Here is a 13777-nt window from a genome sequence, read left to right as displayed (position 1 = left end):
TCGGGATGTGCGGGCCCCGCGCCGCTCAACCCCGTGCCAGCAGCAGCCAGGCGATCGTGCCGCAACCGGCGATCGCCACCACCACCGTGGCGATCCACCAGCGGCGCGCACGCCGGCGCAAACGCGCCACGCGTTCGGCGTGCACCGCGCGCGCCTGCTCGATCAGCGGCGCGGCCCGCGCCTGCGCGCGCGCGGTCGCGGTGTCGCGGTCGACACAGCCGGCCTCGGCCGCCCGCTCGCCTTCGTCGTAGCACGCGAACACGCGCCGGTGCAGATCGGCGTACAGCGCTTCGAGCTCGCGCCCGGACAGGCGCCGCAGTGCCTCGGGCGCGACCGGATCGCCCGGCGACGCCGCGTTCACGCCGCCCGCAGCGCCGTCGTCACCGGCAGCCGCGCCGCCCGCAGCGCCGGGAACAGGCCGCCGACGAAGCCGATCGCCAGTGCCCACTTCAGCCCGGTCCACAGCACCGCCGGCGAGACGTCGAACTGGAACGTCAGCTGGCCGACGCCGCCGGCGATGGTCGAAGCGGTATAGCCGTTGAACACCAGCCACGCCAGCAGTCCGCCGAGCAGCCCGCCGAGCAGCGCCAGCAGCATCGTCTCCAGCATCACCGCCACCACCACCGGCACGCTGCGAAAGCCGATCGCGCGCAGCGTCGCGATCTCGCGCGCACGCGTGGCCACGGTCGCGAACATGGTGTTGAGCGCGCCGAACACCGCGCCGATCGCCATGATCGAGCCGACCACCATGCCGATGATGCGGATCACCTTGGTCATGCCCTCGGACTGCTTGCTGAAATACTCGAGCGTGGTGCTGGCGTCGACGTCGACGCGCGGATCGGCAGCCAACGCCGCCTTGAACGGCTCGAACGCATCGGCGCCGTCGAGCTTGACGGTGACCGAGGTGCGCGAGCTGCCGCGGCGATAGGTCGCGGCGACGATCTCGGCATCGGCCCACAGCTCCGACTCCATGGCATCGCCGGAGCGGAAGAGGCCGGCCACGGTCCACAGGTCGCTGCCCAGGCGGATCTGCTTGCCGACGTCGAGATCGGCGAACTGGCGGCGCGCGCCCAGGCCGGCCACGATCTCGCGCTTGCCCGGCTCGAACCGGCGGCCCTCGACGATCTCCACGTTCGGGCGCACGTCCCAGGCGCGCTCGCCGACGCCGCGCAGCTGCACGCTGCCGTCCTCGTCCGGGCCGCCGTCCTTGATCGGCAGGTTGGCCGCCACCACCAGTTCCGCCGAGGCGATCGGCCGTCCGCCGGCGTCGCGGGCCACGCCCGGCGCCTGCTCGACCACCACCACCGAGGCGCGATCCAGCGTCGACATCACCTCGGCCGCCGAGGCGCCGCGCATCACGATCGCGGTGTCCTCGCTGCCGCTCTTGCGCAGGGTCTCGCGATAGCCTTCCGCCATCGCCAGCAGCGCCACCAGCACCGCCACCACGCCGGCGATGCCGATCACGATCACCGACGAGGCGCCGAGGCGCTGGCGGATCGTGCTGACCCCGACCTGGGTCACCGACCCGGCCTGGCGGCCGCGCCGGGTGAGCGCCATCCACAGCGCGAACAGCACCGCCGCGCCCAGCAGCGCGGGCCACGGCAGGGCCAGCCAGGCGGCGATGCCGAGCACCACCACCAGCAGCAGGCCGAGGCCGCCGAGAAACGATTTCAACTTGCTCATGTCGGTCTCTCCGTCAGCGTCCGGCCAATGCATCGACGATGTTCAGCCGCATCGCGCGCAGCGCCGGCAGCAATCCCACCAGCAGTCCGATGGCGATCATCAGCCCCAGTCCCAGCAGCCAGCTGCCGGCGCTCATCGGCGGCAGGCTGATCACGCCGCCGGAACCGGCGCTGACCATCGGTCCGAGCACCGCCGCCAGTCCCAGTCCGAGCACCCCGCCGATCAGCACCAGGACGACCGATTCGGCGAGCACCAGGCCGAGCACGCTGCCGTCGCGGAAGCCGATGGTCTTGAGCACCGCCAGTTCCGGGATGCGCTCGCGCACCGCCTGCGCCATGGTGTTGCCGGTCAGCAACAGCAGGGTGAAGAACACCGCGCCCATGATCGAGCCGACGATCAGGCCGATGTCGGCCATCTGCTTCATCCACGACGCAGTCGCCGCCTGCTCGGTCATGGTCTTGGTCTCGTGGGGGGAGTTGGCCGACAGCGCATCGATCGCCTTGGCCACGCGGTCGGCCTGGTCGACGTCCGACACGCGGCTGACGTACCAACCGGCCTGGCCCTGGTTGTAGGGCGTGGACTCGTCGAAGTACTTCCACTGCAGCAACAGCATCTGGTCGTACCAGCCGCCGCTCTTCTTGTCGGTGGCGCTCATTACTCCAACGATGTCGAACTCCCAGTTCTTGCTGCCGTCGCGATTGGGGAAGATGGTCGATTGCAGCGGGATGCGCTGTCCGACCTCCCAGCCGAAGCGCTGCATCAGCCCCTCGCCGACCAGAATGCCGGTGCGGGTGTTGTTGAAGGCCTCGCGCTGCTTCGGGTCGACCGCGATTTCCGGGTACAGGTCGAGGTAATTCGGCGCCACCGCAAAGCTGAAGATCTGGTTGCGCGGGTCCTGGTAGGCGCCGCCGAACCAGTTGGCGTAGGTCACCGCCTCCACGCCGTCGACCTGGGCGATGCGCGCGTGCAGCGCCATCGGCAGCGCCTGGATGAAGGACAGGCGCGAGCCGGTCTGCAGGCGCTCGGCGCCGGCCGCGCTCTGCCCGGCCTGGGCGAAGCTGTCGCGCACGCCGTTGAGCAGGCCGAACAGCAGGAACGCCGCCAGGATCGACAGCAGGGTCAGGATCGTCCGCGTCTTGCGCCGGAACAGCTCGGCCCAGATCAGGGGCAGGTATTTCATGTTCGACACCTCTTCAAGTACGCAGAAACGAGTGGAGAGGAGTGAGAAAAGAGAGAAAGCGGTGCGCTGCGCCTACTCGTTTCCCACTCCTCGTTTCTCACTTCTTGCCCTAGGCGGCATGCCGCACCTGCTCCACCAGCGTGCCCTTGTCCAGGTGCATGGTGTGGGTGGCATATTCCGCCGCCTTCGGGTCATGGGTGACCATGACGATGGTCTTGCCGTGCTCGCGGTTGAGCGTCTGCAGCAGGCCCAGGATCTCCTCGGCCGAGTGACGGTCGAGGTCGCCGGTGGGCTCGTCGCAGATCAGCAGCGTCGGATCGGAGACGATCGCGCGCGCGATCGCCACGCGCTGCTGTTGGCCGCCGGAGAGCTCGTTGGGGCGGTGCGAACTGCGGTCGGCAAGCCCGACCAGGGTCAGTGCGACCTCGGCGTTGCGCTTGCGCTGCGCGCCGCCCAGGCTCGTCAGCAGCAGCGGCAGCTCGACATTGCGCTGCGCGCTGAGCATCGGCATCAGGTTGTAGAACTGGAATACGAAGCCGACGTGGTCGCTGCGCCACTGCGCCAGCTGGCCGGCGCCCATGGTGTCGATGCGGGCGCCGTCGACCTCGATCTCGCCGGAGGTCGGGTTGTCCAGGCCGCCGATCAGGTTGAGCAGGGTGCTCTTGCCCGAGCCGGACGGGCCCATCAGCGCGATGAAGTCGCCCTTGGCGATCTCGAGGTCGATGCCGTGCAGCACCTCGATCTTCTCCGGGCCGCGCTGGTAGGTTTTGGTGAGGTTGCGGGTCGATACCAGGGATGCCATGGCTGTTACCTCGTGTCGGTCAGGACGGTTGTCGGATGGGGCGAGGAGTGAGTGGAAAGGAGTGAGAAGCGAGAGAATGCATTTGCTCCTGCTTGCTCTCGTTTCTCACTCCTTTCCACCCGTTTCTGCTCCTCGACGAACGGGGAACGGCGATTTCGACGCACGCTCATTGCAGCACCCGTACCCGGCCGCCGTCCTCCAGCTCGGCCGGCGGCGCCAGCACCACGGTTTCGCCGGCGCTCAGTCCGGACAGCACCTGCCGGTCGTCGCCGACCGCGCGCCCGGGCTTCACCGCACGGCGCTCGACGACGGCCGGATCGCCGCCGCCGACGACGAACGCGACGTCGGCGCCGTCGCGCTGCACGATCGCGTCGGCGGGCACGCGGACCTCCTGCGGCGCGCGCTCGTCGGCCGAGCGTTCGGTCTCGAGGAAGCTCACGTTGACGCCCATGTCCGGCACGATCCGCGGATCCTTCTCCTTCAGCGCCACGCGCACCTTCACCGTGGCCTTGCCGCGGTCGGCGGTGGGCACGATGGCGATCACCTCGGCCGGGATCTTCCAGTCCGGATAGGCATTGAGCGTCGCCTCGACCGGCATCTTCGGCTCGACCCGGCCGATGTAGGCCTCGCCGACGTCGACCTCGATCTCCAGCGAATCCATGTCGACCACGGTGCCGATCCCGGTGCGGGTGAAGCCGCCGCCGGCCGACAGCGGCGAGACGATCTCGCCCGGCTGCGCCGCCTTCGCCACCACCATGCCGGCGAACGGCGCGCGCACGACGGTGTTGTCGACGCCGATGTCGGAGATCTTGAGCTGGTCGCCGGCGACTTCGACGTTGCGCTGCGCCGAGGCCAGCTGCGCACGCAACGAATCGCGTTCCGCCACCGCCTGCTCGTACTGCGCACGCGAGACCAGCTGTTGCTGCACCAGCGATTCCAGCCGGCGCGCATTGGCCTCGGCTTCCTTCAGCTGCGCCTGCACGTTGCCGACCTGGGTACGCGCGGCGGCGAGCTGCGCGGCGGAAAGGCTGCGCTGGGCGTCGGCGTCGATCGGGTCGAGCGTGGCCATGACCTGGCCTTCCTCCACGGCCATGCCTTCCTCGATCAGCACTTCGCGCACGCGGCCGGTGATCTTGGCCGAAACCGTGGCCATGCGCCGCGCGACCACGTAGCCGCTGGCGTCGAGCACCGAGGCGGACGCCGTGCCGCCGCCGGTGGCCACGACCTGCGTGGTGCGCACCTCGATCCCGCGGTCGCGGCCGAACAGCGCCCAGGCAGCGAGTGCGGCCAGGAGCAGGGCGACGACCACGGCAATCGCGATCCAGAGGCCGCGCCGCGACGGCGGCGGACCGGGCCTGCGGTCGATGCGCAGTTCCTTGAGCAGGTCGGCTTGGTTGTTCTGATTGTTCATGCGTACCCGGGACGGACGATCCGGTGCGAGTGTGACGGCCGGCGGTGCCACGAACAGTGGCCGGAAGTCACATGAGGATTGGAGAGGACGGCCCCGGCGCAGATTGGCGCGGATCCCGCCTGTCATCACCTGACGATTGTCACCTGCGTTTCCCGACGTCGGCGACTGCCGGTATCGGGACCCCGGCGCCGAGGATGGCGCCATCCGGCCACGAGGGCAAGCGACGAAACAGCGTGGCTACGCTGCTGGCGTAGCGGTGCGCGCCGGTTGCGCGCCACGCGCGGTGCTCGTCGCGTTCGCCACGACTTCTTCTTTCCAGCTGGAGCGCCACCCTGGCGGTTGCCCAGGAGCGCTCGATGGAAGCGCTTCCGGAAGTACCAGCAGGGCCGGCGCGGCAGAAGGGCGGCCCCAGTGCCTGTTGGCGGTCTGGCCCGCCAACAGGCACTGGCTGCGCACACGGACCGGGAGTAGCCTCGACGCCGTCGCCAGGCAAATCCGGGGAGGGAGCATGGACACGACGAAGGTACCGACCACGCATTGGGTCGTGGGGGCGGTCGCGCTGGTCTGGAACCTGATCGGCGTGGCGATGTTCTTCCTGCAGACCAACCTGGGCCCGGAGCAGATCGCGGCGCTGCCACCCGAACAGCAGCAGGTCTATGCGGCGATGCCGGCCTGGCTGGACATTCCATACGGGGTGGCGGTGTTCGGCGGCGTGCTGGGCGCACTCGCCCTGCTGCTGCGCCGGCGCTGGGCGGTGGCGATGTTCGCCGTCTCGCTGCTGGCGGTGGTGGTGCAGATGGCCGGCGTCTATGCGCTGACCCCGGCCTGGGTGGCGTCCGGCGCCTCGGGACTGCCGATGGCGCTGCTGATCGTCGTCATCGCCGGGTTCCTGCTCTGGTATGCGCGCCGCGCGGCGGCGCGCGGCTGGCTGCGCTGACGCGGCGGCGATACGCCGCAGTCATGGCGCGGGGCGGTAAACTGGCGGCCTGTCCCACCCGGTCTCCCGCCATGTCCGCAGCCGAAGCCAGTCCCGAGCAAGCCAACGCCCAGCGGCGTTACGAAGTCCGCCGCGGCGACCTGCCGCTGAGCTGCCCGCTGCCGGCGATGGCGCTGTGGAACTCGCACCCGCGCGTGTACCTGCCGATCGAGGCCGAGGGCGGCGAGTCCGACTGCCCGTACTGCGGCGCGCACTTCGTCCTGCTCGACTGAGCCGGCCGGGGCCAGCGCGCCGGTGCCGACGCATTCCGGACTCACCGTGGTCCAGCTGCTGCCGGCGCTCGTGTCCGGCGGCGTCGAACGTTCCACCATCGAGATCGCGGACGCCCTGGTGCGCGCCGGGCACCGCGCGCTGGTGGTGTCGGCCGGTGGCCGCCTGCTGCCGACGCTGCGGGCGACCGGCGCCGAGCACGTCGCGCTCGACATCGGCCGCAAGTCGCTGCTGACCCTGCGCCACACTGGTGCGCTGCGGCGGCTGTTCGCGGCCTCCGGCGCCGACATCGTGCACGCGCGTTCGCGCCTGCCGGCCTGGCTGGGCTGGCGCGCGCTGCGCGGCATGCCGGAAACCGACCGGCCGCACTTCGTCACCACGGTCCACGGGTTGAACTCGCCCTCGCGCTACAGCGCGATCATGGTCCGCGGCGAGCGCGTGATCTGTGTGTCGCGGACGGTGCGCGACTACGTGCTGCGGCACTACCCGGACACCGAGGTCGCGCGCCTGCGGGTGGTGCCGCGCGGCATCGATCCGGAGTCGTTCCCGCGGCACGCATTCCCTGATCGCGCGGCGCGCGCGCGCGTGGCCGCGCAGCACCCACGGCTGGCCGGCGACGGCCCGTTGCTGCTGCTGCCCGGGCGCGGCACTCGGTTGAAGGGCCATGCCGACGCCGTGGCGCTGCTCGCTGCGCTGCGCGCGGACGGCGTCGATGCACGCCTGTGGATGCCCGGCGCACGCGAGGCCGGACGCGAGCGCTACGTCGCCGAACTCGAGGCCGAGGCCGCGCGCGCCGGCGTCGCCGATGCGCTGGCGATCACGCCGCCGACGGCCGCGATCGTCGAGGCCTACGCCGCCGCCGACCTGGTGCTGCAGCTGTCGCGCAAGCCCGAGGCGTTCGGACGTACCGTGATCGAAGCCCTGTCGGTCGGCCGCCCGGTGCTCGGCTGGGACCATGGCGGCGTCGGCGAACTGTTGCGCGAACTGCAGCCGCGGGGCGCGGTGGCGCCGTTCGACACCGCCGCGCTCGCCGATGCCGCGCGCGCGCTGCGCGCGCAGGCGCCGGCCCTTCCCGCTACGATGCCCTACACCCTCGCCGCCATGCAGGCCGCCACGCTCGCCGTCTATGCCGAACTCGATCGCCGCTGACCGCAATCCCGCCGCACCCGGCTGGCGCTGGGCACCGCACTGGGTGCTGGCCTTCGTCGCGCTGTGGCCGGCGCCGGGCTATGCCGAGGGGGTGATGGTGCTCGGCGCACTGGTGGCGATCGTGCGGCTGCTGATGGCGCGCTTCGCCAACGGCACCGCGCTGCTCAGCGTGCAGGCCTGGGCGCTGACCAGCGTGCTGTTCTTCGCCTACTGGCTGCCGGAACTGTTCTCGTCGGTCGGTGCGGTCGACGGCAGCCGCGCGCTGCGCGAGTCGCTGGTCGACCTGCGCTACCTGCCGTTCCTGTGGCTGGTCGCCTCGGCGGTGGCCGACCGGCGCGGGCGCGGCATCACCTTCGGCGGACTGGCGGTGATCCTCGGCATCTGGACCCTGGACGGATTGGCCGAGGCCTTCTTCGGCACCAGCCCGCTGTTCTTCGGCATCGATGCCGCCAAGCAGCTGATCAGCGGCCGGCCGATGTGCAGCGCCGAGGACGTCGCCGCGGTCGATCGCCTCAGCGGCGTGCTCGGCCCCTGCAATCTCAAGATCGGCCTGGTGCTGGCCAGCCTGTCGCCGTTCGTGCTGTACGCGGCCGGGCGCCGCTTCGGGGCCGGCGGCTGGATCCTGGCCGCGGTGTCGCTGGGGCTGGTGATCCTGCTCGCGGGCGCGCGTGCCTCGTGGCTCACTTTCGCCCTGGTGCTGCTGTTCTCGGGCTGGCGGTTGCTGGGCTGGAAACGGCTCGGCGGCGTGTTCGTCTTCGGCATCGTCACGGTCGCGCTGCTCACCCTGGCCTCGCCGCAGGTGCGCGACCGGATCGAGCGCACCGCGCAGATGGCGACCGCGGACGAGTCCGGCGTCGACATGGCCCTGTCCGGACGCATGCGCATCTGGGGCGCGGCGCTGTGCATGGCCGGCGAACGGCCGGTCAACGGCGTCGGCGCGCGCGGCTTCCGCGAGGCCTTCCCGACGTGCGATCCGCATGCCGGCAAGATCGCGGTCTGGGGCGAAGGCCCGGCGCTGCATGCGCACCAGATCGTGCTGGAGATCCTCAGCGAAACCGGCGGCCTCGGCCTGCTGCTGTGGCTGGCCGGCGCCGCGCTGGCCTGGCGCGCCTGGCGCTACGCAGACGCCGAGGCGCGCGACCGCGCGCGACCGGCGATGCTGGCGCTGGCAGTGACGGTGTTCCCGCTCAACACGCACCTGGCGTTCTATTCGACGTTCTGGGGTGGACTGACGCTGATGCTGGCGGCGCTGTATGCAGGGAGCCTGCTGGCGCGGGAAGAGCCGGGAATCGGGAATCGGGAATCGGCAATGGAAGGCGGGAAGCCGGCCGGTAGCACGTAGGAGCGCGCCACGCGCGCGATACCGCGGGTGCTCGCAGGATCCGGTGGATGCCGCGATTCCGGACCGGCAGGCGCGCCGGTCACCGGAATTCGCGGGCGGCGCAATGCCCGCGGTATCGCGCGCATGGCGCGCTCCTACGGAGGTGCTGTGGCATCCGTGCATGCGAAGGACTTCGGTTCGACCCGCCATTCGGCTGTTGAAAGCCACCTGGATGACGACAGGCGCGATAGGCTCTTCCCGATTCCCGATTCCCGATTCCCGATTCCCGGCCCCTCAGTACACCGATTCCCCATCCGGCCGGCGCTTGAAGCGGCGGTGAATCCACAGGTACTGCGCCGGTGCCGCGCGCACCATCGCTTCGATGCCGGCCATGACCCGTGCCGTGTCCGCGGTCGCGTCGCGCGAGGGAAAGTCCCCGAGCGCCGGCGACAGCCGTAGCGTGTAGCCGCCGTCCGCGCGCCGCTCGTGGCGGAACAGCACCACCGCCGCGCCCGACAATCGCGCCAGCTGGTGGGTGGAGGTCAGGCTGTGCGCCGGCTGGCCGAAGAACGGCACGTAGACCGCGTCGCCGCGGCTCGGGTCCTGGTCCGGTGCGTACCAGAGCAGGCCGCCGCGCTTGAGGTGGCGCACGGTGCCGCGCACGTCCTGCTTGGGGAACATCGCCGCGGCGTAGCGCGCGCGGCCGCGGCGGACCGCCCACTCCATCGCCGGCGCCGCATGCGGGCGATACATGCCGGCCAGCGGCACGTGGTCGCACATCAGCCGGCCGCAGACCTCGAGCGTGGTGAAGTGCCCGGAGACCACGATCACGCCGCGACCGCCGCGACGTGCGGTCTGCAGATGTTCCAGGCCCTCGACCACGAGGTCGCGCTGCAGCGGCCGCACCGATCCCCACCACGCGCGGGCGAACTCGAACAGGCCGATGCCCAGCGCCGCGAAGTGCTCGCGCAGCAGCGCCGCACGCGCCGCGGGAGCGAGCGCGGGAAAACACAGCGCCAGGTTGCGCTCGGCGATCTTGCGGCGTTTGCCCAGCAGTCGTCGCAGCAACGCACCGAGCCCGCGTCCCAGTCCCCGCTGCCACGACCAGGGCAGCCGCGCCGCGGCCGCCATCAGGCCGATGCCGATCCATGCCGGCCAGTGCCGCGGCGCCAGGGGCGGGCGGGGCGATGTCGTGCCGATCCGGGTCATCGGGGAATTGTACGGGTGTGGGCGAAGGGAAAAGGAGGGAAAAAAATGGTGCCCATTGCCGTCATCCCGGCGCAGGCCGGGATCCGGTTCTTCTATGCGATGCGTGATCGCTTGGAGGAAAGAAGATCAAGCTGGATTCCGGCTTGCGCCGGGATGGCGGGCATGGACAGCTGCGCTTGCGGCTTTGCGGTTCCCCGCGTATCGCGCCACCGCGCATCACCGACGGGCCAGCGGGTATCCTTTCGCGATGCCGGAAACCCTCGTCGAACGCCTGCTGCGCGGCCTGTACTCGGCCGTGCTCTATCTCTTGGTGCCGGTGACGGTATACCACCTGATCTGGCGCGGTTTCCGCCAGGCCGAGTACTTCCAGCGCTGGAGCGAGCGCTACGCCTCGTACCGCGATGCGCCGCATGCCGCCACCGTCTGGGTGCACGCGGTGTCGGTGGGCGAGGTCAACGCCGCGGCGCCGCTGATCGACGCCCTGCTGCGCCAGCGCCCCGACCTGCGCCTGCTGGTGACCACCATCACTCCAACCGGCTCGGCGCGGGTGACGACGCTCTGGGACCGGCGCGTCGAGCACGTGTATCTGCCCTACGACCTGTCCGGCGCGGTGCGCCGCTTCCTCGAGCATTACCGGCCGCAGCTGGGCCTGATCGTGGAAACCGAGCTGTGGCCGAACCTGCTGTTCTGCTGCCGCGACCACGGTATCCCGGTGTACGTGGTCAATGCGCGGCTGTCGGCGCGCTCGCTGCGCGGCTACCGGGTGCTGCGGCCGCTGGTCGGCCGCGCGCTGCGCACGGTGCGGGTGGTGGCGGCGCAATCGGCCGACGATGGCAGGCGGTTCGAGCGCCTCGGCGCCTTGGCCGGGCAGATCGTGGTCACCGGCAACCTCAAGTACGACATCGCCGTCGATCCCGCGCTGGACGCGTTCGTGGGTGGCTTCCGCGGCCGCATCGGCGCTCGCCCGGTCTGGATCGCCGCCAGCACGCACGAGGAGGAAGAAGCACCGGTGCTGGAGATCCATCGCCGGCTGCGCGAACGCTGGCCGGACCTGTTGCTGCTGTGGGCGCCGCGGCATCCGGAACGCTTCCGCGCCGTCGCGCAGCAGGCGGTGACCGCGGGCTGGCGTACCGCCACCCGCAAGTTTACCCACTGGCCGGACGCGGCCGACGCCGTGTTCGTGGTCGACACCCTCGGCGAGCTGATGAACTTCTACGGCTGCGCCGACGTGGCGTTCGTCGGCGGCAGCCTGCAGGACGTGGGCGGGCACAACCTGCTCGAGCCGGCCGCGGTCGGCACCGCCGTGGTGACCGGCCCGCACCTGCACAACTTCACCGAGATCGCGCGCCGGCTCGAACAGGCCGGCGGCCTGCGCATCGGCGCCGATGCCGCCGCGGTGGGCGCGGCGGTCGCCGCATTGCTGGCCGACAGCGGACAGCGTGCGGCGATGACGTCGGCCGCAGCGGCATTGGTGGAGGAGGGGCGCGGCGCGGTCGAGCGTACCTTGGCCGTGGTCTACGCCGACCTGCCGTAGCGGCCATCGTCGGCGCGAATGCCCGCCCCCGTAGGAGCGCGCCATGCGCGCGATACCGCGGGCGTTTCGCCGCCCGCGACTCCGGCCACCGGTGCGCCTTCCGGTTCGCGGCGGGGTCGCCGATGACCGAGACCGGAGACACCCGCGGCATCGCGCGCATGGCGCGCTCCTACGGGGCGGGTGGATGGGGGGCGGTGGATTCGGCGCTACTGCTGCTGCTGCGGAGTGTCCAGGCGCGCCTCGGCCTCGGTGGTGAGCAGGCCGTTGATCTCCCGCAGATCGTCGATGTCGAGGGTGCCGGCGGCCTGTGCCAGCAGCAGCCGGTTCTGCAGGAAGTTGTAGCGCGCCAGCGCGTGCTGCTGCTCGGCGTTGAACAGCGTCTGCTGGTTGATCAGCACGTCGACCACGGTGCGGGTGCCGACTTCCAGGCCGACCTGCGAGGCCTCGTAGGCGCTGCGCGCCGAGATCACCGCCTGGCGCCGCGCTTCGATCTCGGAGACACCGGCGACCACGGTCTGGTAGGCGTTGCGGGCATTGCGTTCGAGCGCGCGCCGGGTCTGTTCCAGCTGGTCCTGCGCGATGTCGCGGCGGGCGATCGCCTCGCGCACGCCGGACTGGGTGGCGCCACCGCTGAAGATCGGCACGACCAGGGTCAGGCCGACGTTGTGGCCCTCGCTGGTTGCGGTGGGATCTTGGTTGGGACGGCTCAACTCTCCCCAGGACGCGCCGTTGCTATAGCCAGCGCCGAGCGAGAGCCGCGGCAAATGCCCCGACTTGGCGGTGGTGACACTGTGCTCGGCGGCCTGGAAGGCGTACTCGGCGGCGCGCAGCGACGGATTGTTGGCGATTGCGGTGGCGACCCAGTCGTCGGCGGCGCCTTCAGCCGGCACTTCCGGCTGGAAGTCGTCCGGCAGTGCGCGCAGGTCGCGCACCGGCCGGCCGGTGATCTCGGCAAGGGCCTGATAGGCATCCTCGAGTTCGTTGCGGGCAAGGATCACGTTGGCGCGGGCGCCGTCGTACTGCGCGCGGGCCTCGTGCACGTCGGTGATCGGCGCCAGGCCCACTTCCAGTCGCTTATCGGCGAAATCGTACTGCTTCTGCAGCGCGGCCTCGGACGCCTCGGCGGCGGCCAGGGTCTCGATCGCCACCAGCACGTTGAAGTAAGCGGCGGCGGTGCGAGTGATCAGCTCATCGTTGGCGGCCTCAAGATCGAAGCCAGCGGCGGTGTCGAGATCGCGTTGCGCGCGCAGGCTGGAGATCTGCCCGAGGTCGAACACGGTCTGGTTGAGGTCGACGCCGACGCTGCGACGGCGCAGGTCGCCGCGTGTGTCGGCCACGTAGTTGCGGCTGAGCGAGGCGCTACCGCTGATCTGCGGCAGCAGCTGCGCCCGCGCCTGCACCCGGCCTTCGCGGGCGATGTCGCGGTTGGACTCGGAGATCGACAGCTGCGGATCGCCGCTGCGGGCCATCTCGTAGGTCTGCAGCAGGTCCTGGGCGAAGCCCGAGGCCGGCAGCAGGGCGAGGGTGAGGGCGATTGCGAGAGGGCGGCGAAGCATGCGGGGGTCCTTTGCGTGTCCGGTGAGATCCGTGCGGGTGTGCGCGGAGGCTCGGGTCAGAGCTGGAATTCGGGCGCCGGCGCGGCGCCGGCGAGATAGCCGATGTCGGTTTCGAACAACGATTCGGTACGCGCGGCGTTGACGTCGTCGCCGACCATATGGATCAGCACCGCCTCCATCGCCGGCGCGCGGCCGTGGACGACGAACATCCGCCCACCCGGACGCAGCCAGCCGAGGAAACGTGACGGGATACGGTCGACTGCGGCGGTCACGCAGATCGCGTCGAAGCGGCGTTCGGTGTCCCAGGCGAAGGCGTCGGCGGTCTCGACCGCGACGTTGCCGATGCCATGGGCGCCCAGGCGCGCGCGCGCGGCCTCGGCGAGGTCGGCGTGGCGCTCCAGGCTGACCACGTCGCGCGCCAGACGTCCGAGGCAGGCGCTGAGGTATCCGCTGCCGGTACCGATCTCAAGTACGTCCTCGCCAGCGGCCGGCGCCAGCGACTGCAGGATCCGCCCGGTGACGACCGGCTTGAGCATGCGCTCGCCGTGGCCGAGCGGAATCTCGATGTCGCTATAGGCCAGTGCGCGGTATGGCTCGGGCGCGAAGTCTTCGCGCGGCAGTTCGGCGAGCACGTCGAGCACGCGCTGGTCCAGCACGTCCCATGGCCGGATCTGCTGCTCGACCATGACTTCGCGGGCTCTGGCGTAATCGATCGTCATCGTGGT

13 protein-coding genes are annotated in these 13777 nt (G+C 70.9%); 5 read left to right on the top strand and 8 right to left on the bottom strand.

From position 1 onward, the window contains the following. Window positions 1–25: 25 nt before the first annotated feature. The 5 genes from FXO19_RS14275 to FXO19_RS14255 all read right to left on the bottom strand — a co-directional run bounded on the left by FXO19_RS14275 (window position 26) and on the right by FXO19_RS14255 (window position 5076). Entirely contained in the window at window positions 26–361 is a 336-nt protein-coding gene (locus FXO19_RS14275) for a hypothetical protein (protein WP_149195785.1), read from the bottom strand. Then, window positions 358–1683 (bottom strand): ABC transporter permease, encoded by a 1326-nt coding sequence (locus tag FXO19_RS14270; protein ID WP_187775801.1) that lies wholly within the window; start codon window positions 1681–1683, stop codon window positions 358–360. Before FXO19_RS14270 ends, FXO19_RS14275 begins: the two co-directional genes overlap by 4 nt. A 13-nt stretch (window positions 1684–1696) precedes the next feature. Further along, a complete protein-coding gene (locus tag FXO19_RS14265; protein WP_149195784.1) occupies window positions 1697–2863 on the bottom strand; it encodes an ABC transporter permease in 1167 nt (388 codons plus the stop codon). Window positions 2864–2972: 109 nt separating this feature from the next. Further along, window positions 2973–3665 carry an ABC transporter ATP-binding protein gene (locus FXO19_RS14260; RefSeq protein ID WP_149195783.1) on the bottom strand — a complete coding sequence of 231 codons (693 nt, stop codon included), beginning with the start codon at window positions 3663–3665 and terminating at the stop codon, window positions 2973–2975. A 166-nt stretch (window positions 3666–3831) separates the two neighbouring features. Beyond that, window positions 3832–5076, bottom strand: a complete 1245-nt coding sequence (locus tag FXO19_RS14255) for an efflux RND transporter periplasmic adaptor subunit (protein ID WP_149195782.1) — start codon at window positions 5074–5076, stop codon at window positions 3832–3834. A 508-nt stretch (window positions 5077–5584) separates the two neighbouring features. On the opposite strand from FXO19_RS14255, the gene FXO19_RS14250 reads away from it, so the two are divergent. The 4 genes from FXO19_RS14250 to FXO19_RS14235 all read left to right on the top strand — a co-directional run bounded on the left by FXO19_RS14250 (window position 5585) and on the right by FXO19_RS14235 (window position 8774). After that, window positions 5585–6013 carry a hypothetical protein gene (locus FXO19_RS14250; RefSeq protein WP_149195781.1) on the top strand — a complete coding sequence of 143 codons (429 nt, stop codon included), beginning with the start codon at window positions 5585–5587 and terminating at the stop codon, window positions 6011–6013. 71 nt (window positions 6014–6084) lie between these two features. Continuing rightward, complete coding sequence (locus tag FXO19_RS14245; RefSeq protein ID WP_149195780.1) at window positions 6085–6285, top strand: zinc-finger domain-containing protein; 201 nt, start codon at window positions 6085–6087, stop codon at window positions 6283–6285. Window positions 6286–6307: 22 nt separating this feature from the next. After that, a complete protein-coding gene (locus FXO19_RS14240; protein ID WP_255516444.1) occupies window positions 6308–7432 on the top strand; it encodes a glycosyltransferase in 1125 nt (374 codons plus the stop codon). Continuing rightward, a complete protein-coding gene (locus FXO19_RS14235; RefSeq protein ID WP_149195779.1) occupies window positions 7410–8774 on the top strand; it encodes an O-antigen ligase family protein in 1365 nt (454 codons plus the stop codon). Before FXO19_RS14240 ends, FXO19_RS14235 begins: the two co-directional genes overlap by 23 nt. A 273-nt stretch (window positions 8775–9047) precedes the next feature. Here the strand turns inward: FXO19_RS14235 and lpxL are convergent, their stop codons facing one another. Next, complete coding sequence (gene lpxL / locus FXO19_RS14230) at window positions 9048–9962, bottom strand: LpxL/LpxP family Kdo(2)-lipid IV(A) lauroyl/palmitoleoyl acyltransferase (protein WP_149195778.1); 915 nt, start codon at window positions 9960–9962, stop codon at window positions 9048–9050. Between the two features lie 247 nt (window positions 9963–10209). Here lpxL and waaA point away from each other — a divergent pair, with 247 nt between their 5' ends. Then, window positions 10210–11496, top strand: coding sequence for a lipid IV(A) 3-deoxy-D-manno-octulosonic acid transferase (waaA, locus tag FXO19_RS14225; protein WP_149195777.1), 1287 nt, complete (start codon window positions 10210–10212; stop codon window positions 11494–11496). A 206-nt stretch (window positions 11497–11702) separates the two neighbouring features. On the opposite strand, the gene FXO19_RS14220 is transcribed toward waaA, so the two are convergent. Together FXO19_RS14220 and FXO19_RS14215 are read right to left on the bottom strand one after the other, a co-directional pair. Next, window positions 11703–13052, bottom strand: a complete 1350-nt coding sequence (locus FXO19_RS14220; RefSeq protein WP_149195776.1) for a TolC family outer membrane protein — start codon at window positions 13050–13052, stop codon at window positions 11703–11705. 56 nt (window positions 13053–13108) lie between these two features. Then, window positions 13109–13771 (bottom strand): protein-L-isoaspartate O-methyltransferase family protein, encoded by a 663-nt coding sequence (locus FXO19_RS14215; RefSeq protein ID WP_149195775.1) that lies wholly within the window; start codon window positions 13769–13771, stop codon window positions 13109–13111. Window positions 13772–13777 lie beyond the last annotated feature (6 nt).

Source organism: Luteimonas suaedae, from assembly GCF_008312895.1.
GTDB classification, from domain to species: Bacteria; Pseudomonadota; Gammaproteobacteria; order Xanthomonadales; family Xanthomonadaceae; genus Luteimonas; species Luteimonas suaedae.
Note: the sequence above shows the minus strand (reverse complement) of the source record. Positions and strands in the feature narration are given on the sequence as shown.

Bases quoted from the DNA above. Each gene is read 5' to 3' on its own strand.
- FXO19_RS14270 (WP_187775801.1), bottom strand. From the start codon at position 1,683: ATGAGCAAGTTGAAATCGTTTCTCGGCGGCCTCGGCCTGCTGCTGGTG.
- FXO19_RS14265 (WP_149195784.1), bottom strand. From the start codon at position 2,863: ATGAAATACCTGCCCCTGATCTGGGCCGAGCTGTTCCGGCGCAAGACG.
- FXO19_RS14260 (WP_149195783.1), bottom strand. From the start codon at position 3,665: ATGGCATCCCTGGTATCGACCCGCAACCTCACCAAAACCTACCAGCGC.
- FXO19_RS14255 (WP_149195782.1), bottom strand. From the start codon at position 5,076: ATGAACAATCAGAACAACCAAGCCGACCTGCTCAAGGAACTGCGCATC.
- FXO19_RS14250 (WP_149195781.1), top strand. From the start codon at position 5,585: ATGGACACGACGAAGGTACCGACCACGCATTGGGTCGTGGGGGCGGTC.
- FXO19_RS14245 (WP_149195780.1), top strand. From the start codon at position 6,085: ATGTCCGCAGCCGAAGCCAGTCCCGAGCAAGCCAACGCCCAGCGGCGT.
- FXO19_RS14235 (WP_149195779.1), top strand. From the start codon at position 7,410: ATGCCGAACTCGATCGCCGCTGACCGCAATCCCGCCGCACCCGGCTGG.
- lpxL (WP_149195778.1), bottom strand. From the start codon at position 9,962: ATGACCCGGATCGGCACGACATCGCCCCGCCCGCCCCTGGCGCCGCGG.
- waaA (WP_149195777.1), top strand. From the start codon at position 10,210: ATGCCGGAAACCCTCGTCGAACGCCTGCTGCGCGGCCTGTACTCGGCC.
- FXO19_RS14220 (WP_149195776.1), bottom strand. From the start codon at position 13,052: ATGCTTCGCCGCCCTCTCGCAATCGCCCTCACCCTCGCCCTGCTGCCG.
- FXO19_RS14215 (WP_149195775.1), bottom strand. From the start codon at position 13,771: ATGACGATCGATTACGCCAGAGCCCGCGAAGTCATGGTCGAGCAGCAG.